Source organism: Aureimonas altamirensis (genome assembly GCF_001463885.1).
GTDB classification, from domain to species: Bacteria; Pseudomonadota; Alphaproteobacteria; order Rhizobiales; family Rhizobiaceae; genus Aureimonas; species Aureimonas altamirensis.
In genome coordinates, this window is record NZ_BBWQ01000010.1 from 264,949 (window position 1) to 284,795 (window position 19,847).

Annotated in this window: 14 protein-coding genes; all 14 read right to left on the minus strand. The window is 63.9% G+C overall.

What is annotated here, in order from left to right; translation table 11 throughout:
• Nucleotides 1-26: 26 nt before the first annotated feature.
• A complete protein-coding gene (locus tag AUL31_RS07375; protein WP_143190189.1) occupies nucleotides 27-4,370 on the minus strand; it encodes a calcium-binding protein in 4,344 nt (1,447 codons plus the stop codon).
• A gap of 26 nt (nucleotides 4,371-4,396) precedes the next feature.
• Nucleotides 4,397-4,978: a toxin-activating lysine-acyltransferase gene (locus AUL31_RS07380; protein ID WP_159439800.1), complete on the minus strand. Its 582-nt coding sequence runs from the start codon at nucleotides 4,976-4,978 to the stop codon at nucleotides 4,397-4,399.
• Nucleotides 4,979-5,227: 249 nt separating this feature from the next.
• On the minus strand, nucleotides 5,228-6,634 hold the full coding sequence (locus AUL31_RS07385) for an HlyD family type I secretion periplasmic adaptor subunit (RefSeq protein ID WP_060603680.1): 1,407 nt from the start codon (nucleotides 6,632-6,634) through the stop codon (nucleotides 5,228-5,230).
• 4 nt (nucleotides 6,635-6,638) lie between these two features.
• Nucleotides 6,639-8,780: a type I secretion system permease/ATPase gene (locus tag AUL31_RS07390; RefSeq protein ID WP_060603684.1), complete on the minus strand. Its 2,142-nt coding sequence runs from the start codon at nucleotides 8,778-8,780 to the stop codon at nucleotides 6,639-6,641.
• Nucleotides 8,781-8,908: 128 nt separating this feature from the next.
• Nucleotides 8,909-9,940 carry a sulfate/molybdate ABC transporter ATP-binding protein gene (locus AUL31_RS07395; RefSeq protein WP_060603687.1) on the minus strand — a complete coding sequence of 344 codons (1,032 nt, stop codon included), beginning with the start codon at nucleotides 9,938-9,940 and terminating at the stop codon, nucleotides 8,909-8,911.
• A 12-nt stretch (nucleotides 9,941-9,952) separates the two neighbouring features.
• Nucleotides 9,953-10,819 (minus strand): sulfate ABC transporter permease subunit CysW, encoded by an 867-nt coding sequence (gene cysW / locus AUL31_RS07400; RefSeq protein ID WP_060603690.1) that lies wholly within the window; start codon nucleotides 10,817-10,819, stop codon nucleotides 9,953-9,955.
• Entirely contained in the window at nucleotides 10,809-11,684 is an 876-nt protein-coding gene (gene cysT, locus AUL31_RS07405; RefSeq protein ID WP_060603693.1) for a sulfate ABC transporter permease subunit CysT, read from the minus strand. The genes cysW and cysT overlap by 11 nt, the downstream gene beginning before the upstream one ends.
• 157 nt (nucleotides 11,685-11,841) lie before the next feature.
• Nucleotides 11,842-12,858, minus strand: coding sequence for a sulfate ABC transporter substrate-binding protein (locus tag AUL31_RS07410; RefSeq protein WP_060603696.1), 1,017 nt, complete (start codon nucleotides 12,856-12,858; stop codon nucleotides 11,842-11,844).
• A gap of 185 nt (nucleotides 12,859-13,043) precedes the next feature.
• Nucleotides 13,044-14,468 carry an alkaline phosphatase D family protein gene (locus tag AUL31_RS07415; RefSeq protein ID WP_060603698.1) on the minus strand — a complete coding sequence of 475 codons (1,425 nt, stop codon included), beginning with the start codon at nucleotides 14,466-14,468 and terminating at the stop codon, nucleotides 13,044-13,046.
• Between the two features lie 66 nt (nucleotides 14,469-14,534).
• Nucleotides 14,535-15,581: an ABC transporter ATP-binding protein gene (locus AUL31_RS07420; RefSeq protein WP_060603702.1), complete on the minus strand. Its 1,047-nt coding sequence runs from the start codon at nucleotides 15,579-15,581 to the stop codon at nucleotides 14,535-14,537.
• A 3-nt stretch (nucleotides 15,582-15,584) separates the two neighbouring features.
• Nucleotides 15,585-16,406 carry an ABC transporter permease gene (locus tag AUL31_RS07425; protein ID WP_060603705.1) on the minus strand — a complete coding sequence of 274 codons (822 nt, stop codon included), beginning with the start codon at nucleotides 16,404-16,406 and terminating at the stop codon, nucleotides 15,585-15,587.
• Complete coding sequence (locus AUL31_RS07430) at nucleotides 16,403-17,284, minus strand: ABC transporter permease (protein WP_409359952.1); 882 nt, start codon at nucleotides 17,282-17,284, stop codon at nucleotides 16,403-16,405. Before AUL31_RS07430 ends, AUL31_RS07425 begins: the two co-directional genes overlap by 4 nt.
• Before the next feature lie 96 nt (nucleotides 17,285-17,380).
• Nucleotides 17,381-18,481, minus strand: coding sequence for an ABC transporter substrate-binding protein (locus AUL31_RS07435; RefSeq protein WP_060603714.1), 1,101 nt, complete (start codon nucleotides 18,479-18,481; stop codon nucleotides 17,381-17,383).
• 205 nt (nucleotides 18,482-18,686) lie between these two features.
• Nucleotides 18,687-19,715, minus strand: a complete 1,029-nt coding sequence (locus AUL31_RS07440; RefSeq protein WP_244489343.1) for a TerC family protein — start codon at nucleotides 19,713-19,715, stop codon at nucleotides 18,687-18,689.
• Nucleotides 19,716-19,847 lie beyond the last annotated feature (132 nt).

Sequence of the window (19,847 nt, forward strand, 5' to 3'; positions counted from 1 at the left end):
GCAGCGCGCAGGCGCTGCCCCGAACCTTATGCTGCCGACTGCACGGACCAGAGGGCTTCCTGCGCGGGCAGCACCTTCTGCCGCCAGGCCGGGTCGATGCTGTTGTTCCAGTCGAGGGCGAGGTTGCCCTCCGCGCCGAGGAAGGTGTTCATCTCGCCGATCAGCACCTGCAGCGCCGCACCCGTCAGCACTGCCCACCCGCTGCCGGCCCGTGCGACAAGCGAGATGTCGGCATAGCCGTCGACCTCGTTTCCGAAGGCCGAGACAAGCACGGAGTCATCACGCGTGCCGGTAAAGAACTCCTGGCCGTAGGACCCGTCGGACAGCGTCATGACGCGCTTGATCTCCAGCGCATTGCCCGTCATCGGCCGTAGCAGAAGATCGCGATAATCGACATCCATGAACAACAGGATGTCGCCGTTCTGGTCGGACTGCCTGCCGCCCGTACCGATGTCCAGATTGTCGTTGTCGAAAGCACCCTCGAATACGAATGTGTCGCCTCCTGCTCCGCCGATCAGCACATCGTCGCCGCCGTCGCCGAACAGGATGTCGTGGCCTTCGCCGCCGAACATCACATCCATTCCACGGCCACCGTAAAGGATGTCGTCGCCGCCGAGCCCCGCGATCGAGTCGCTCCCCTCGCGGCCGATGAGTACGTTGGAGCCGCCATCGCCCGTCAGTGCGTCGTCGCCTGCCGAGCCTTCGAGGTTCTCGATACCGATCAGGCTGACGCCCCGTGCCGCGTCGACGGCGGTCGGCGCGCCACTTTGGGCAAACCGCATGCTGGATGTCGTGAACGCGTTGCCGAACAGATCCGTGCCGGCGCTCAAGGAAGCGACCACGCCCAGCAGCATCTGGTTGGCACCGACGGTGGAGGCCAGCCGGGCGCTGACGATGTCTCCGCCGGCGCCGCCATCCACCACGCTGCCGCGGGAGATGGTGCTGGACGCCAGAGAGCCGGCCCCCAGAACGATCACGTCGTCGCCGGCGCCGCCGTAGAGCAGCGACTTGCCCGTATCGTCGAACAGGCAGTCATCGCCGTCTTCGCCGTAAAGGGCATCATTGCCGGAACTGCCGATCAGCGTATCGTTTCCGCCGCCGCCATAGATGAGATCGTCGCCATCGCCGCCATTGATGACATCGTTGTCGGCACCGCCGACAAGAGAGTCGTTGCCCTCCTCGCCATAGAGCTTGCCGGGGCCTGCGCCACCCAGCACGGTGTCGTTTCCGGCGCCCGCATAGGCATAATCGGCGCCGGCGCCAAGGTCGATCAGGTCGTTCCCCTCACCACCCCAGACCGTATCGGCACCCTCACCGCCATAGAGACGGTCGTTGCCGGCATCGCCGGATATGCGGTCGTCGCCGGCATCGCCGTAGATCAGGTCGTCGTCGAGGCCCCCGAAAAGAAGGTCGCCGCCGCCACCGCCGGATAGCGTGTCCGCGCCGACCCCGCCCATGATGGTGTCGGCACCGGCCTCGCCGGAGAGGCTGTCGGCATATTGCGAGGCGATATAGCCAGCCGGGATGAGCTTTTCGTCGGCAAGGTCGCCGATGATGATGTCGTCGCCGTCGCCGCCGAGGATCGTGTCGAGGCCCAGCCCGCCTATGATCGAATCGTTTCCGGTCCGCATGTCGATGCGGTCGTTGCCGTCGCCCCCGTCGACGTAGCTGCCCTTTGCGAGCGCGGCGCCGATGCTGGACGTCATGCCCCCGGAGACAGAGTCGTTACCGTCTCCGGCGAGCACCGTATCGTTGAAGATCCAGGCGAATTGGTCCGCCCCGCCGAGGCCCACGAGAATGCTGCCGATGCCACCACGGAAGTCATCGGCATTCTGCGTTCCGACGATGCCCTCGACATTCTTCAGAATATCCGTGTTGCCCTTCAGGTCGTAGGTCCGCAATTCGGTGACGGCCGTATACTTGATCGGCTTGTTCTTGCCCTGCGCTTCTTCCTTGACGTAGCGATAGCCGATCTCGACGACACCCTTCTTGAAGACTTCGAAGCCGCCTCTTTTCCCGGGCGTGACGCTGATGCGGCCGTTCGACTTGTAGTAGCCCGAGTAGTCGACGATATCCTGCTCGACATATCCGGTTTTCTTGCTGGCGGCGGCGCCGGCATCCTGGCCGCCATCCACGCTCATCGCCCGTGCAGCGGCGATCACGCGGTCGCTTCCGGCGCCCATGGACAGCACGATGCCGCCTTCTTCGCCGACGACGTCGTCGACGTTTTCGATCCCATAAGTCGAGGTGACGAGCTTCTTGTCGACCCACTCGGTCTTGCTGCGGGTAACCATTGCCACAGCCGGCGTAAGCATTCTGGCGTCGAAGGTCGTGCTGGCCGCTCCGTCGCTGAACTTCAGTACCGTCGGCAGGACCGGGCGGTTCGAGCTCTTCTTGCCGCTGCCGACATTCTCGCGCACTTCCTGCTCGACGCCGGTAAACGGGGTGGCAAAGGTTACATATTGCGTCACATCGACGGTGTCGCCGGCTTTGCCGACATTGTAATCCTTGGTGCCGACGGCAAACGGATCCCAGCCCTCGCTGGCCTGGTCGCTATTCGAGAACTGGTAGCTCCGCCCGCTCCGCATACCGTTGCGGACGTCGCCGCCGATCTCCCATCCCATCATTTCCGCGTCGGCATCCAGTTGCCGCGTGACGTAGACGGTTACCCGGTCGACCTTGGCCTCGTCCTTCAACTGGGCGGCCTGCGCCCGGTAGGCCTTGCGCTCGGATTCGGAGAAGCGGCTTTCGAAGCCGTCATCCCAGAACGCCAGCACCGCTGCCACCTTCTTTTCGTCAGCATTGCTGTACGCATAGCGCGGGTTGTTGCGGTAGGCCGGGTCGGTATCCAGCTTCGTGCCGTAGGAGGCCAGGATCTCGCCCTGCATGAAGGACATGTCCGTCAGCCCCTTGCCGGCCATGGTCATCAGGCTGGTAACGATGTTGATGACCGGCAGGCCGTTGAAGACCGCCTCGTTTCCCCGCTGCCTGTAATATGTCGTAATCGCCCGATCGCCGAGCCAGCCCGTCTTCTTGTAGCGGGCATCGGCTGCGTCGGCCATGTCGTAGTACATGTCGGCAACCGCGAACGACGAGAAGTTGGCGGTGGCCAGCAACGCTGCCGGCAGCACGCCGACGCCGGACGCCGCCATGGCCATGATCGCGACGGTCATGCCCGTCTGGAATGCGATGTCCACGCTTGCGGCGGCGATCAGCCGGTTGTCCGCGTCGTTGAACTTCATATTGGTCAACGTCATGATCGACGCGGTGGTGTTGAGTACCTGCGCGGCGCCGGCAAGGAACGTCGCCGACCCCTTGAACAGAGGGGTGGCCCCCATCACCGGATCGATGATGCCCGCCGCGCCGAAAGCCGGGCGCGACAAATTTATGGCGCTGGCGGCATATTTTAGGGCGTTGATGTCTTTCTCAAGACCCGTCTTCTCGGTGTTGTCCAGCGCACGCGCCACGATAGCCGCAACGTAGAGGGCGGCAAGCGTAACATGGCCGGCAAGGCCGACCCATCCGGCGGCCGTGATACCGGAACTTTCGCCCGTCTGGCCGCCGCTTGTGGGGGCGTTGGCGGCGGAAGCGTTCATTCCCAGCATCACCGCGAAACCCAGTTCCGCGGCAAGCTGCGTCCACATCACGATCAGCGTCGCAATGTTGCTGCCGCCCTTTTCAGGGTCGTTCAAGTCCAGATCGAGGGTGGTGCCGATTGCACCCACCAGCGCCACGGGAACGGTAGCGGCCTGCAGTATAAGGGCCTGCCGGGATTCGAACGCCGTTGGTTTCACGGCGACCGGCGTGATGACCTTGCCCTTGGCGGTGAACGCGTACGTGAAATATTTCGATGAATCCGAAATTCTTGCAATCGCGGCATCGGAGCCGCTATTGAGCGCCTGTTGAAGAGAGAGATAATCGAGTGCCTGATCGGCGATACCGGCAAGCCGCAGCATACGCCCGGTCTGCCAGACGGTCAGGTTCCAGCTATCCAGGTAATCGTCCGGATACGCGCGCTGTTCGGGTGTCAGGCCGCTCCAGAACGCCTTGAAGTCGCCGAACTTTCCCGTGGTCTCGAATTGCTGGGTCTGCCAAAGCTTCTCCAGCGCCGCCATCCGGGCGGCTTCACTGGCCGCAGCCTCCAGGAGATCTCCCACCCCCTGCGTCTGCGATTGCGATGACGTCGAACCAGTGCCGCTGCCAAGCCCCAGCTCCGTTGCCAGCCCGTCGATGGCGGACGACACGCGTGCGAGATAGCTCCTGCCGGCAGCGATCCGCTGCAAATCAGACTGCAAGCCAAGTTGTTTTTCAAGAACGTCGTAGGCGGTCTTCTGGACGGTCGACGCCTGCACGCTGGCTTTTGCTGGCATAGCTCTACTCCCAATTTAAAAATATCTTATGAGAAACGCAGCATTCCTGATTCAACGAGGTGATCCCGCGGGCCGAAAGCGGCCTCGTAATTCTGCAGGAAATCCTTTCTGTTATGTCGGCGAAGAACTTCAGGACTATCGGGATTGAAGTATTCCACCACCTTCGCCGTCTCCTCCCCGGCATGAAGGCGTAGCGCCCGCACCACGATATGCGTCTGCCTGAAATGGCTCCTGATGTACCGGTACATCGACGGGAAATGGCCGAATGGCGCGACGCAATCGACGATCCAGACCCTGTCCCCGGAACTCCAATCCTCCTGCGACAGGGAATTGGGGTTCTTCAGGTAGCGGCGCTCGGCCTCCGGGCTCAGACTTGCCCAGGACAGGAAGCCGAGAGGCCGGTGCTCGTCTTCGAACAGGGCAAAGGAACCGGCCCTGATCCCCGGCAGCACATGCTCGTTCAGCAGCCAGACCGGCCATTTGCAGTGGAGCGGGCACCGCAGCCAGAGCCAGGTGACATATCCGAATATCGAAGCGGCCTCCGCTTCGGACATATCCTTACCCGGAGCACGGACCCTGCACTGACCCTCACCGGCGGACGGGCTCATAATCGCCCCTCCCGAACAACGGGGCGCAGTGCCCATAGAGTGAAGGCTGCGACGCGCTGGAAATACCCGGCAATGCAAGACGGCATAACGCCGTTCGTATTTGAAGAAACGACATTTCTACACTCTTTGATAAATAAAAACTTCAACCAATATCGATACGCTATTCCCGCTCAGTCTTCTTTTCAATGCTTTCTAAGATTGAAAATATTATTGTTTTTCAACTTCTAATTTAGTTCCCCACCGCTCCTGTCAGCGCTCCCTCAGGCTGTCATGGAGATAGACGTTCAAGGGAGACAGGAAGTATTCGATGATGCGCCGGCTGCCGATCTTGACCTCGGCCGAAACGCTCATGCCCGGCGACAGGGTAATCGAGGGCGGCGTCTCGTCGACGACGATGCGCATGGCATAGACGGGCCCGCTGTTTTCCGTATCGATGGAGTCCGTCGACAGGGTACGGATCGTTCCCTTGACGAGGCCGTATCGCGTGAACTCGAACGCATCGACCTTGATCTCGACTTCCATGCCGGGCCGAACGAAGCCGACATCCTTGTTGGGAAGCATCGCCTCCACCTCGATCGGGTCGGATTTCGGAACGACGATCATCAGGCTCTGCGCCTCTTGCACAACGCCGCCTTCCGTCTTGACGACGACCTGCTGGACGGTGCCGTCCACCGGTGCCGCAAGATGCATCATCTGATTGCGCCTCACCGCCTTTTCGAGATCCTTTTCTAGAGAGCGCCGCTCTTCCCGGGCGCGATGTAGCGTATCGAGCGTCGTCAGGCGCCAGCGGGCCAGGACAGTGCCCTTCTGCCGCAACAGCAACTCCCGCGAGGCAGAGGCCTTGCGCGCATCGAACTGCTGGGCGACCAGCTCCCGCTCCTGCGACAGACGAAACTGCTCCTTGTCGAGATACTGGCTGCGCGCCACGAATTCCTTGGACGACAGGGAGCGCAGGTTTGCCGAAATTTCCCGCGACAGCGGCACCATGCGCTCCAGCGCCCGCACCGACGCCTTCGCGGCGGCCAACTGCGTATCGAGCTGGCTCATCTCGCTGTTCTTCTCGTCGATCTCGCTGCGCATGGACCGGTAGCTGCCCATCAGGCGGACATTGGCCGCCTCGATGGTTTCCGCCGGAAGGTCCGCCAGCGTGGCGTCCAGAGGTTCGGGCCGGATGTTGCGCTGCATGCAGTCCAGCATCGCGGCGGCGATGGCCTCGTCGATACGCCGGGCCTCGATATCGCCGGAGATCCGCGCCACATCGGCTTCCGTCAGGCTGCTGTCGAAATCGATCAGCGGATCGCCTCTGCTCACCGCCTGCCCATCCTTCACGTGGATCGTCTTGACGACCGCCAGTTCGGCGGCCTGGATGGTTTTGCTGCCGCTGCCCGGAACGACCTTGCCGCGACCGATGGCGACAACGTCGATGCGGCCGATGATGGACCAGCCGAGCGCCAGCACCAGCATGATCAGAAGGCCCCACAACAGCCGCCTGGGCAGGGGATGCACCGGCGTATCGCGCAGCGACAAGGCCGCCGGCAGAAACTCGAGCTCCTCTGCGGTGCGGCGCTCGGCGTCCATGCCGCGGCGCGCCGACCATGCCTCGGAAAATGCCTCGCGGTAACGCGTCAGAAGAGAGCGCAGCGCATGAACGATCATCGCGTCAGTCCCTTCCCGTTGCCTGCAGGGCGCACAAATGGGCATAGATGCCGTCGGGCCGCGCCACGAGTTCGTCGTGGCTGCCCGTCTCGCGGACCTCGCCCCGGTCCATCACGATGATCGTGTCGGCGTGGCGTACCGCCGACAGGCGATGCGCGATGATGACCACGGTCCGCCCCCGGCAGATCGCCGCCATGTTCTGCCGGATAATATGCTCGGATTCGTAGTCGAGAGCGCTTGTCGCTTCGTCGAGGATAAGAATGCGCGGATCGCCGATGAGCGCCCGGGCGATGGCCACCCGTTGCCGCTGCCCCCCGGACAGGGAAGCGCCGCGCTCGCCGACGATGGTGTCGTAGCCTTCCGGCAGTTCCAGGATGAAATCATGTGCGCCCGCCGCGCGTGCGGCCGCGATGACCTGCTCCATCGACGCGCCGGGCTCGGTCAAGGCGATGTTGTCGCGCAGCGAGCGATGGAACAGAAGGTTTTCCTGCTGCACGACGCCGATCTGCCGTCGCAGCGACGCGGCTTCTGCCAGAGCGATGTCGTGGCCATCGACCAGGATTCGTCCGCGTTCGGGAACATGCATGCGCTGGATCAGATGTGCCGTCGTGCTTTTGCCAGAGCCCGACCGTCCCGCGATGCCCACCACCTGCCCCGCCCGGATCGACAGGTTGATATCCCGCAGCACCTCGGGCCCATCGAGGCGATATCGAAACGACACCCGCTCGAAAAGGATGTCGCCCCGCAGGCGCGGCATGACGGACCGCGAGACACCGGCCGTTTCGGCCGGTGCGTTCAACACGTCGGCCAGCCGCTGCATGGAGATGCCCGTCTGCTGGAAGTTGATCCATAGTTGGGCGAGCCGCAGGATCGGCTGCGCGACGCGCCCCGCCAGCATGTTGAAGGCGATCAACTGCCCGACCGAAAGCTCGCCGGAAATGACATAGCGGGCGCCGAACCACAGGGTCAGGACATTGACCACCTTGCCGACGAGGCCGACGGATTCATTGGCCGCGATGGACAATTGCTGCGTGCGGAAGTTGGCGTGGACGTAGCCGGCCGTCTGCTCTTCCCAGCGGCGGGCGACATGCGGCTCCACCGCCATCGCCTTCACCGTTTCGATGCCGGTTACCGACTCGACCAGGAAGGATTGGTTCTCGGCGCCGCGCCGGAAGGTTTCGTCCAGCCGCGCCTTGAGCGGCGGCGTGACGACGAACGATATCAACGCATAGACCGGAAGCGACAGAACGACGATCAGCGTCAGGACCTTGCTGTAAAACAGCATCACGACCACGAACACGACCGAGAACAGGCAATCCAGCATGACGGTGATGACATTACCCGTCAGGAAGGCGCGGATGTTTTCCAGTTCGCGGACGCGGGCGACCGAATCTCCCACGCGCCGGCTTTGGAAATAGGCCATGGGCAGCGCGATCAGATGCCGGAACAGCCGTGCGCTGAGCTCGACGTCGATGCGCGACGTCGTATGGGTGAAGACGTAGCCACGGATGAAGCTGAGGAACGTTTCGAAGATGCCGATGCACAGCAGCCCGATCGCCAGCGTATCCAGCGTGGTCAGGCTGCCGTGGATGACAACCTTGTCCATGACGACCTGGAAGAAGATGGGCGTCAGCAGCGCAACGATCTGCATCGCAAAGGACGCTGCGAACACTTCGCCCAGAAGGCGGCGATACTTCACCATGGCCGGGATGAACCAGGTGAAGTCGAACCGCGTCATCTCGCCGCCGCGGCCCAGCATCGCCTGCGCCAGCACCACGCGGCCGGACCAGCGGGCGAAAAGTGCGTCGACCGGCACCCAGGCCGGGTGGCCGACGGCCGGATCCTGGATCAGGGCGCGGCCGCGGGCCGTGTCCACACGGGCCAGCACGAAGAACCGGCCGTCCGTATCGATTGCGATGGCCGGCAGCGGCAATTGCGCCAGCCGATCGGGCGCCGACATCGTGCCGCGCGCCCGCAGGCCGGCTGCGCGCGCGGCCAGAAGCAGTTCCGTTTCACCGAAAGCGCCATCGGAGGCGCGAAAGCGATGCGCCAGGTTTTCGGCCGAAACCGGGATGCTGTGAAGCGCAGCAAGAATGACGAGGCATTCCAGCGCGCCATTGGACGAAATGGCGACGTCGGGGGACATGAGGGTAAAAGCCCGAACTAGACTTAAAACTATCCAGTTACGGTATCGGCTTTCAGACCTTGCGCAATGAACCCTCGGTTTCGCCAAGTATTTATTTATGCAAACGCCAATAGCTATCGGCGCAAAAATCAGGCTGCCGGATACAGCACCCAACGCTTCGGCTGCACATGGATGACGTCTCCGGGACGTGCCTCCAGCTCCGGCGAAAGCTCCACTTCGATGCGCTGGCCGGTGGCCTCTATGTCGAACTCCGCAAAGCGCGAGCGGCCCGCGCGGCGCGATACGGCGACGCGGCCGGACAACGCCGTCTCATCGTTCACCACCTGCAGATCGTGCGGCCGCATGAACATCTGCCATCGGCCGTTTTCCTGCGGCGTCTGGCCCAGGCTGCGCCCCTGCCACGAGATGACGCCGTTCTCGACCTCGACCGGCAGCATGTTGGACTGGCCGATGAAAGAGTAGACGAACGGCGTTGCCGGGCGGTCGTAGATGTCGTCGCCCGACCCCACCTGCTCGATGCGGCCTTGGCTCATCACCACCACGCGGTCGGCCAGTTCCACGGCCTCTTCCTGGTCATGCGTGACGAACACCGTGGTATGGCCGATCTTGTCGTGCAGCTCGCGCAGCCAGCGGCGGAGATCCTTGCGCACGCGGGCATCCAGCGCGCCGAACGGCTCGTCCAGAAGCAGCATGCGCGGCTCGATCGCCAAAGCCCGGGCCAGCGCCACGCGCTGGCGCTGCCCACCGGAAAGCTGTTGCGGATACCTGTTTTCCAGGCCCGAAAGCTGCACGAGGTCCAGAAGCTCCAGCGCACGGCGGCGGATATCGGCGGCGGACGGCCGCGCCGAACCTTTCCGCACGCGCAGGCCGAAGCCGATATTGTCGGCAACCGTCATGTGGCGGAACAGGGCGTAATGCTGGAAGACGAAGCCGACATTGCGCTCCTGGACGCTCTTGTGCGAGGCGTCCTCGCTGCCGAAAAGCACCCTGCCGGACGACGGCATTTCAAGACCGGCGATCAACCGCAGAAGCGTCGTCTTGCCGCTTCCCGAGGGGCCGAGCAGCGCGATCAGTTCGCCGGAGCGGATATCCAGCGACACATCGTGCAGCGCGCGAAAGCCGTCGAATTCCTTGGCGATGTTCTTCAGATGGATGTCCATGTTGCGCGATCCTCAATGACCGTTGCGTGAGGCGGCGGCGAGATCGCCCGCATAGCGCCATTCCAGGAGGGTTTTCACGCCGAGCGTGACGAGAGCCAGCAGCGCAAGAAGCGTCGCCACCGCGAAGGCGGCCGAGAAGGCATATTCGTTGTACAGGATCTCGACATGCAGCGGCATCGTGTTGGTGTAGCCCCGGATGCGTCCGGATATGACGGAAACGGCGCCGAATTCGCCCATGGCGCGCGCGTTGCACAAGAGCACGCCGTACAGGAGCGCCCAGCGCACATTGGGCAGCGTGACCAGCAGGAAGGTTTTCCAGCCGCCGGCGCCAAGCGAGATCGCCGCTTCTTCGTCGCCCGTTCCCTGCTCCTGCATCAGCGGGATCAGTTCCCGCGCCACGAAGGGTAGCGTCACGAAGATCGTGGCCAGCACGATGCCCGGCAGCGCGAAGACGATCTGCAATCCGAGCGACTGCGTCACCGGCAGGAAATAGCCTTGCGCGCCGAACAGCAGGATGAAGACGAAGCCGGCGATCACCGGTGACACCGAAAACGGCAGGTCGATGAAGGTGATGAGCAGGCTCTTGCCGCGAAACTCGAACTTGGCGATCGCCCAGGCCGCGGCCACGCCGAACACGAGGTTGAGCGGCACGGCGATGGCCGCCACCATCAAGGTCAGCTTCATGGCCGCGACGGCATCCGGCTCCGTGATCGCCGACCAGTACATGGCAAGGCCGTTGCGCAGCGCCTCCACGAAGACGGCGACCAGCGGCAGGAACAGGAAGAAGCCGAGAAAGGCGAGCGCGATACCGATCAGAAGCCACTTTACGGGCCGGCTTTCGGTGGTGACGCCGCGCTGATGGACGAGCTCAGACGGCATGACCGTACCTCCGGCGGCTCCAGGCCTGGATGAGATTGATGAGAAGAAGCATGGCGAAGGACACCATCAGCATCAGAGCCGCCACAACGGTGGCGCCGCCATAGTTGAACTCTTCCAGGCGGATGACGATCAACAGCGGAGCGATTTCCGAGACGTAAGGGATGTTGCCCGCAATGAAGATGACGGAGCCGTATTCGCCGATGGACCGGGCGAGCGCCAGCGCAAATCCGGTCAAGAGAGCCGGCAGGATCGACGGCAGGATGATGCGGCGCACGATCTGCCAGCGGCCCGCCCCCAGCGTAGCGGCGGCCTGCTCCAGCTCGGCGTCGAACTCTTCCAGCACGGGCTGCACGGTGCGCACGACGAAGGGCAGCGAAACGAAGGTCAGCGCCACCACGATGCCAAGGGGCGTGTAGGCGATCCGCAGCCCGCCGTCACCGAACAGCGAGCCAAGGACAGAGCCGGGCGCGAAGAACTGCCCGACCCATCCGTTGGGGGCATAAAGGGACGTCAGCGCGATGCCGGCGACCGCCGTCGGCAGGGCGAAGGGCAGGTCGATGATCGCGTCCACGAAGCGCCGCCCGGGAAAGCGATAGCGCACCAGCACCCAGGCCACGAGCAGGCCGAAGACGGCGTTGATGCCGGCTGCGGCCAGCGAGGCCCCGAACGACAGGCGCATCGCCCCCATGACGCGCGGGTCCAGCGCCAGCGCCCAGAACTCTGCCCAGCCGATACTGGCGCTGCGAAATACCAGCGCGGCCAGTGGAACGATGACGATCAGGCCCAGATAGGCGAGCGTGAACCCCATGGCGATCCCGAAGCCGGGGATGACACTGGGTTGCTTGACGGTAAAGCGCCTTGCCATGAACGACCTTGTTCCGGTGCGGCCACCGGCCGCCTCGTGCTTGGGCCGGCCGGATTGCGAATTAAGTGCTGTCAAAAGTGTGGCCCAACTTCTGGCGATGGAAAAGGGGGCGGTGCGAAAGCACCACCCCGCGAGCATGCATCAGCCGTGAAACCGTTCAGTTGCCGGGCCGGTAGATCTGGTCGAAGATGCCGCCATCGCCGAAATGTTCGGGCTGCGCCTTGACCCACCCGCCGAACTGGGCGTCGTCGATGGACACCAGTTCCACATCGGGGAAGCGCTCCAGCTCGGCCTTGTCGGTGACCTTTTCCGGTTCTGCCGGCCGGTAGAAGTGGCGCGCCGCGATGGTCTGCCCCTCGGCCGAGTAGAGATAGTCGAGATAGGCGGTCGCAACCTCGCGCGTTCCCTTGGCATCGACATTGGCGTCCACCAGCGTCACCGGCGGTTCTGCCAGGATGGAAATGGAGGGCACCACGATGTCGAACTGGTCGGGCCCCAGTTCCTCGATGGCCAGGAAGGCTTCGTTTTCCCAGGCCAGCAACACATCACCGATGCCACGCTGCACGAATGTCGTGGTGGAACCGCGCGCTCCAGTGTCCAGTACCGGCACGTGGCGATAGACCTCGCCGACGAACTCCTTCGTCTTTTCCGGATCGTTGCCGAACTCCTTGTTGGCATAGGCCCAGGCCGCCAGATAATTCCAGCGCGCGCCGCCCGACGTCTTCGGGTTGGGCGTGATCACCTGCACGCCTTCTTTCACGAGGTCGCCCCAATCGGTGATGCCCTTCGGGTTGCCCTTGCGGACCAGGAAGACGATCGTCGACGTATAGGGAGCCGAGTTGTGCGGCAGCCGTCCGCGCCAATCGGCCGGAATCTTCTGCGTCGCCGACACGATGGCGTCGATATCGGCTTCCAGCGCCAGCGTGACCACGTCCGCATCGAGACCGTCGATCACCGTGCGGGCCTGCGCCCCGGACCCGCCATGCGATTGCCGGATCGCAACGGGTGCGTTCCCTTCCCCCGTCCAGTGCTTGAGGAACGCGTCGTTGAAGTCGCGGTACAATTCCCGTGTCGGATCGTAGGAGACATTCAGCAGGACCGTCTGCGCCATGGCGGGGGCAGCAACCGACAGGACAAGTCCGAGAGCGAGCAATCGTGGCAGAAGGCGGATCATGAAATCTCCGTGGAATTGTCTATCAATCTTGTAGTTCAAGCTCCCGCGCTTCTGCCCGCCTGTCAATCTTGCACAAGTAGAATGCAATATTCGCGTCGGTTGAAGGCGAGCGCATGGAACGCCCTTTCACCCGCAAGCCGCCCCGTTGAAAAACGAGACCAAAAATCAGGGCGCGGGAAGCATCGCTACAAGGCCAGCGCGGGGGTGCGGCCGGTTTCTTCGAGCTCCCATTCGGCACTCCACCGGCCGTCGCGCCGCGTAATGACCAGATAGTTGCGATCCGCGATGTAGGGCATGCGCCGGCCCGGCAGCGGAAAAACCTTGATGGGTCGTCCACGGAGCGGCGATTCGCCCAGCCGCGACAGCAGGCTGAGCGCCAGCGGAAAGGCCACCGGGGGCTTGGGATGCGTAATGCCCGACGCCACGAGCTGGTGCATGGTCGAGCCATCTTCCAACCGCATCTCGGCCCGCGTCGCCAAGTGGATTTCGCCGGAGATCACCGTCAGCGGACGATTGCCCTTAACGGCCTTGGCTTCCAGCAGCGTCAGCAGGCGGCGCCATTCCGTGCGGTGGCTGCGGCTTTGCCACTGGTCGCGCAGGTCGTCTTCGTATTTCTGCGCGCGCGGCATGCGGTCCAGTACGGACTCCACCAGGCTGAGACGAGGGCCGAGCGCCGGCACGCTCGACACCAGCAGGATCGCATCGCCGTCCGGACAATCCGCCAGCGCGCGCTCGAAGGCGGCCCATCCGGCCGGCCCCATCACCCGATCGGGGGTTCGCTCGCTGCGCAGGTCGGGCAGGCATACGGAGAAGCCGGGAAAATGCGCCGATTGCGTCATCGTGGCGCCGGACGGGTCGAGGCAGGTGCGCGGCAGGCCGCCTTCCACCGCGCCGACCTGGAACAGGATGAACATCTCCCGCGCCACCTTGAAGATGCCTTGGGCAATGGGGCTCTGTTGCAGGGCATCCGGGTGGCTGCCCCACCCGTCGAAGATATCGTGATCGTCCCAGATCATCAGGGATGGCACGGTTGCGTAAAGCGGCGCGGCGGCGGCCTGTGTCAGCGTGTCGAGGTACCGGCGGAAGAAATAGCCCCGCAGCGCAGCTTCCATGTCGGGCGTGAAGGGTTCCTGTGCCCGGCGGGCTGGCTCGTCCTTCGCCCATGCCGAAATGGCGGGGTGGCTTTCCACCGCTTCGTCGGCGTAGAGCTGGTCCCCGCCGTGCAGAAGAAGGGCGAACGGCCGCTCCTGGTGCTCGGTCAGAAGCCGCCGCCACATCACGTCGCGATGCTCGTGCTCTCGGTCCTCGTCGCCGTTTTCCTGCCCGTTGCAGGACACGAAGCCGATACGGAGCCCACCGCCGAGATCGGTTCGAACGCGATAGGATGTCCCGTCGACGGCGTAGTCCGCCGCGTCGCCGACCGGAAGCGCGATGTCGCGCATCCACACGACGTGCCCTTCCAGCCGCGCTGCCACGGCCATCGCGTCTTCCTGCCCGGCGGCCGCAACACGGGGGGCGGTATCGCCCTCCCGCGTCACGACAAGCACGGTGACATGCGCGGCGGTCCTGTCGGCGCCTCTGGCATAGAGGACGGGCCCGGCAACGATCATCCGACTACCTTCATCTTATGTTTCGGTGACGGGCATGTCGGTTGCGGTGCGCAAATATCAAGGGCGTCAGCGGATTACCTGTCCATCCTCCGGCGCGAAGAATATGCGCACCGGCTGGCCCTGTCCGGGCGGCGGACGCGTCGGGTCGTTGAACGTATCGACGAGGGCCGAGCCGCCTGCGGTGGCCACGCGCAGACGGACGACAGAGCCAAGAAAGGCAACCTGCTGCACCGTGCCGGATATGCCGTTGCTGCGCCGCTCGGTGGCGTCCAGCGACAGGGCTTCCGGCCGCAATGCCAGGGTGACGGCTTCGCCATCCCTACCCTGTTCGCCGTCGATGGCGACGGCCTCCTCGCCCAGCAATATCCGCCCGCCGGGCGCGGATCGCCCTTCCAGAAGGCTGAGATTGCCGACGAAGGACGCCACGAAGCGGCTGGCCGGCCGGTTATAGATCTCGAAGGGTGTCCCGACCTGCTCGATCCGCCCCTCGCTCATCACGACGATCCGGTCGGACATGGACAGGGCCTCTTCCTGGTCATGCGTCACGTAGATCGTAGTGATGCCCAACTCCTGCTGCAGGGCGCGGATCTCCTCGCGCAGGGATACCCGGATCTTGGCATCGAGCGCCGAAAGCGGCTCGTCCAGCAGCAGCACGCGCGGCCGCACCGCGATGGCCCGCGCCAGCGCCACGCGCTGCTGCTGGCCGCCGGACAACTGGTATGGATAGCGCCCCGCGACATGCGGCAGCTTGATCATCTCCAGCATTTCCTTCACGCGCGCATCGATCTCGGCGCGCGGGCGGCCGGCCACCTTGAGGCCGAAGGCCACATTGTCGGCGATGGAGAGGTTCGGAAACAGCGCATAGGACTGGAACACCATGCCGATCCGCCGCTGGTTGGGCGACAGGGGGCCGACATCCTGGCCATCGATATGGATCGTGCCGGCGGTCGGCGTTTCGAACCCGGCGACCATGCGCAGCGTCGTCGTCTTGCCGCAGCCGGAAGGCCCCAGAAACGAGATGAACTCGCCGCGCTGCACCGACAGATTGAAGTTCTCCACCACGGCGTGGTGCTGGTAGGTCTTGCGCAATCCGGAAAGTTCCAGAAACCCCATGTCTTACCCTTCCTGGCGGCGGCGGAACCAGCGGCGCGGCGGCGCCTTGGCCTGCCCCGGCGATGCGCCGCCCACGAATTGCAGCATGACCATGCAGCCCCATGTCACCGCGAAGGCAATCATGGCCAGCGCGGCCGGCTCATAGGCGCGGTTGGCGCCGATCAGTTGCAGGTACGGTCCGAAGGCCGGACGATTGAGAAGACTGGCGATGACGAATTCGCCGATCACGATGGCGAAGGTCAGGAAGGCGCCCGACAGGACGGCCGCCCGCACATTCGGCAGGATGACGCGCCACAGCACGGTACGCCGCTTTGCGCCGAGGCTTTCGGCGGCCTCCGTCAGCGTCCGGATGTCGATGGCCGTCAGCCCCGTATCCACCGCACGGTACATGTAGGGCAGCGAAAGGACGACGTAGCCGAACACCATGAGCACGTTGGTGCCGGCGACCGTGCCCGTGAACGGCAGCCAGGACGACGAATTGTACAGGCGCAGATATCCGAACACGATCACGATGGGCGGGATCACCAGCGGCAGCAGCGTGACGAACTCCACCCAGGGCCGCAAACGCGGCAGCCGCAGGCGGACCCAGTAGGCCGTGGGCACCACCAGAAGGGCGCCGATGGCGATGGTCGTCAGCGCCGCCACCACCGAGAACAGGAACGTCTGGTGGAAACGGGGATCGGCGAAGACGACGCGATAGGCCTCGAAGCTCCACTGCCCGCGCAGCATCGACAGCGAGAACTGGAACGTCGCCACCAGCGGCAGCAGGAAGTAGAGCGCCCCGATGAAGACCGCGATCCAGGGGCCGATACGGCGGGCGTTCATTTGAGCCACCGTTCGGCGCGGCTGCGCAGCCAGATGTAGAGCACGTTGGAACAGCCGGTGATCAGGATCATGCCGACGGCCAGGGCATAGCCGAGATGCGGGTTGTAGAGCACGTCGCCGCGGATCTGCGCATAGAGCAGGATGGGCACGATGTTCAGCGACGAGCCCGTCAGCGCATAGGCCGTCGCGACCGCCCCGAAAGCATTGGCGAAGAGCAGCAGGAAGCAGCCCAGAAGGCTGGGAAACAGCACAGGCAGGGCCACCATGCGCCAGTACTGCCAGCGCGATGCGCCGAGGATGGAAGCGGCCTCGCGCCACTCCTTCTTCAGGCCGTCGAGCGCCGGCGCGATGATCAGCACCATCAGCGGGATCTGGAAGTACAGATAGGTGATCGTCAGGCCCCAGAACGACAGCAGGTTGAAGCCCAGGCGATAGATGTTGACGCCGAACGCCTCGTTCAGAAACACCGTCACCAGCCCCAGCCGGCCGAGCGTCGCCAGAAAGGCGAAGGCGAGCGGAATTCCGGCGAAGTTGGAGGCGACGCCCGAAAAGGTGGAGACGGCGGGCCGCACCCAGCGCGGCAGGTTGCCGTGCACGATGGCGTAGGCCAGGAAAAAGCCGATCAGCGCGCCCAGGGCGGCGGAGGCCAGGCTGACGCGGATGGATATCCAGTAGGCGGCCATGATCTGCGGCTGAAACAGGCCGATCATGTTGGCGAAGGTGAAATTGCCGGCCGGGTCCTGGAAGGCCCCGATGACGAGGTACAGTGTCGGCGCCACCAGGAACAGGATGGCGAACAGGAAGAAGGGGACGACCCCAAGCCAGGAAAGGGACAGTTTGCGCGCCGCCGGAGGCCCGGCGGACGTCCCTGCCGGCATGCCGGCCTGTGCCACTGTGGCCATGAAACCCCGCTTGTCGGAAATTGCCGGAAGGATGGGAAAGGGCGCGCGTCAGCCCGCGCGCCCCCGAAGGCCTTACTGGACGTTGGCGCCCACGACCTCGTCCCACTTGGCGGTGATGACGGCCTTGGCTTCGTCCTGCTCGGCGACGCTGGGGAACTTGGCCGCGTTATAGGCCTCGACGGGCGGCAGGCGGTCCAGCAGATCCTGCGGGATCTTGCCGGCCTCGGCCATGGCGTTGAAGCGGATCGGGTGGCAGTAGCCCTTCAGCCACGCAAGCTGGCCCTCGTCGGAATAGAGATACTCCATCCACAGCTTCGCGGCGTTGGGGTGCGGCGCGTAAGCGCTGATCGCCTGCACGTAGACGCCGGCGAGCACGCCCGTCTTCGGCACCACGACCTCGACTTCGGGGTTGCCGGCCAGCGTGTCGCGGCCCGACAGGGCGTTATAATCCCAGCGGATCATGATGGGCGTGGTGCCCTGCGCCAGCGAGGCCGGCTTGCCGATCACCGGAACGAAATTGCCCGCGGCGTTCAATTCCTTGAAGAACTGCAGCCCGGCCTCGGCGATCTCGGTGGGCGAGCCGTCCGGCTTGCGCGACAGGCCCGCCGCATAGACGGCCTGGATCGCCTGGGAGGACGCACGGGGATCGCCGGCCAGCGCGACGGAGTTCGCGTAGTCCGGCTTCAGAAGGTCTTCCCAGTCGGTCGGAGCGGTTTCGACGATGTCCTTGTTGATCTCGAAGGAAAGCACGCCGTAGTAATCGCCGTACCAGTGGCCATCGGCATCCTTGGCATCGTCCGGGATCTCGTCCCAGGTTGCGACCTTGTAGGGCTGCACCAGCCCTTCGGCCTGCGCCGCCGGCCCGAAGGAAAGGCCGACATCCAGCACATCGGGCGCCTGCGGGCCGGTATTGCCCTTGTTGGCCTTGACGGCCTCGATCTCGTCGGCAGAGCCGGCATCCGGGTTGAGTTCGTTGACGGTCAGGCCGTACTTCGCCTTGAAGCCGGCGATGACCTCACCGTAGTTGCACCAGTCGTGCGGCAGCGCGATCGTGGTGAGCTGGCCCTCTTCCTTCGCGGCGGCCACCAGGGCATCCAACGATGCCTCCTGCGCGAAGGCCGCGCTCGTAGACATGGCCACCAGCGCAATGAGCGAGATTGAACGTTTGAGCATAAGTATCCCCTGCTTCCCTCAAGCGGTGGGAAGCAGGATCACCTACCTGCCACCCGGTGTTGACGCATCGCCTCATATGCGGCCCGGATGACAGGCGGGTGACGATTGAACACCCGATCAACGCGGCGCTGCCGATGCACAAGAGAAGCGTCTTCCTAAAACTTGTGCAAGCAAAAATGACAGGCAGCGACGCGCTTTGGCGGGGCTACTCCTTTCGTGCCGTCGAGCGGCTCTTGAGGAGGCTTGCGACGGTGGTGACGATCAGGATGCCGATGATGACCGACAGCGAGAAGCTGGTCTCGATATGCGGCAGGCCCTGGATCGGCTGACCATCGTTGAGGAAGGGCAGCGTGTTGGCTTCCATGGCATGGATGATCAGCTTGACGCCGATGAAGCCGAGGATGAGCGCCAGCCCGAAGCCCAGATAGACCAGCCGGTCCAGCAGTCCGCCCAGCAGGAAGTATAGCTGCAGCAGTCCAAGCAGCGCGAAGGCGTTGGCGGTGAACACGATATAGGGCGCGTTCGTCAGACCGTAGATCGCCGGGATGGAGTCCAGGGCGAAGAGAAGGTCCGTCATGCCCAGCGCCAGGATCACGATGAACATCGGGGTAAAGTAGCGCTTGCCGTTCTCGATGACGGTGAGCGCGTTGCCGCGATAATCGTCGGTGGTGCGCAGATGCTTCTGGAACCACTTCACCAGGACGTTCGGCTCGTATTCCTCGTCGGTGCTCTTGGCCCCGTGCGAGAAGCTTTCCACCGCCAGCTTGTACGCCGTCCACAGCAGGAATGCACCGAACAGGTAGAACACCCAGGAATAGCGCTCGATGGCCGCTGCGCCCAGCGCGATGAAGATGCCGCGCATGATCAGCGCAATGACGATGCCGATCAGCAGCGCCTTCTGCTGGTAGGCGGCCGGAACACGGAAGCTCTTCATGATGATCACGAAGACGAACAGATTGTCGACCGACAGGCTCTTTTCGGTGATGAAACCGGCAAAATACTCAACGCCGTGCTGCCGGTCCCAGAAATGCAGGACGCCCCAGCCGAACAGCAGCGCCAGGGCGACATAGAAGGTCGACCAGATCGCGGCTTCGCGGAATGTGGGTTCGTGCGGCTTGCGCACATGCGTGAAGAAATCGAATATGAATAGAGCCGCGATGCCGCCAATGGTGGCAAGCCACACCCAGGTTGGCACCACATCGGGCGCAAGCCCGTCAATCGCCGTCTGTTCCAAGGGAATCTCCGTTCAGGACGCGCCGAAATACACCGTCAGGAATTGTTCGTCACCGGCGTTCAAACGGATATAGCGAAGTTGTGATCTGCCGGTTCTGCAAAGCAACGGCCGGCCCGGCAGCGATGCCGGGCC

What these genes read in the sequence shown, in the direction of transcription:
- cysT (WP_060603693.1), bottom strand. Translation starts at nt 11,684, where the DNA reads ATGGCAAGGCGCTTTACCGTCAAGCAACCCAGTGTCATCCCCGGCTTC.
- AUL31_RS07435 (WP_060603714.1), bottom strand. Translation starts at nt 18,481, where the DNA reads ATGCTCAAACGTTCAATCTCGCTCATTGCGCTGGTGGCCATGTCTACG.
- AUL31_RS07375 (WP_143190189.1), bottom strand. Translation starts at nt 4,370, where the DNA reads ATGCCAGCAAAAGCCAGCGTGCAGGCGTCGACCGTCCAGAAGACCGCC.
- AUL31_RS07380 (WP_159439800.1), bottom strand. Translation starts at nt 4,978, where the DNA reads ATGAGCCCGTCCGCCGGTGAGGGTCAGTGCAGGGTCCGTGCTCCGGGT.
- AUL31_RS07395 (WP_060603687.1), bottom strand. Translation starts at nt 9,940, where the DNA reads ATGGACATCCATCTGAAGAACATCGCCAAGGAATTCGACGGCTTTCGC.
- AUL31_RS07415 (WP_060603698.1), bottom strand. Translation starts at nt 14,468, where the DNA reads ATGATCGTTGCCGGGCCCGTCCTCTATGCCAGAGGCGCCGACAGGACC.
- AUL31_RS07390 (WP_060603684.1), bottom strand. Translation starts at nt 8,780, where the DNA reads ATGTCCCCCGACGTCGCCATTTCGTCCAATGGCGCGCTGGAATGCCTC.
- AUL31_RS07430 (WP_409359952.1), bottom strand. Translation starts at nt 17,284, where the DNA reads ATGCCGGCAGGGACGTCCGCCGGGCCTCCGGCGGCGCGCAAACTGTCC.
- cysW (WP_060603690.1), bottom strand. Translation starts at nt 10,819, where the DNA reads ATGCCGTCTGAGCTCGTCCATCAGCGCGGCGTCACCACCGAAAGCCGG.
- AUL31_RS07410 (WP_060603696.1), bottom strand. Translation starts at nt 12,858, where the DNA reads ATGATCCGCCTTCTGCCACGATTGCTCGCTCTCGGACTTGTCCTGTCG.
- AUL31_RS07425 (WP_060603705.1), bottom strand. Translation starts at nt 16,406, where the DNA reads ATGAACGCCCGCCGTATCGGCCCCTGGATCGCGGTCTTCATCGGGGCG.
- AUL31_RS07420 (WP_060603702.1), bottom strand. Translation starts at nt 15,581, where the DNA reads ATGGGGTTTCTGGAACTTTCCGGATTGCGCAAGACCTACCAGCACCAC.
- AUL31_RS07385 (WP_060603680.1), bottom strand. Translation starts at nt 6,634, where the DNA reads ATGATCGTTCATGCGCTGCGCTCTCTTCTGACGCGTTACCGCGAGGCA.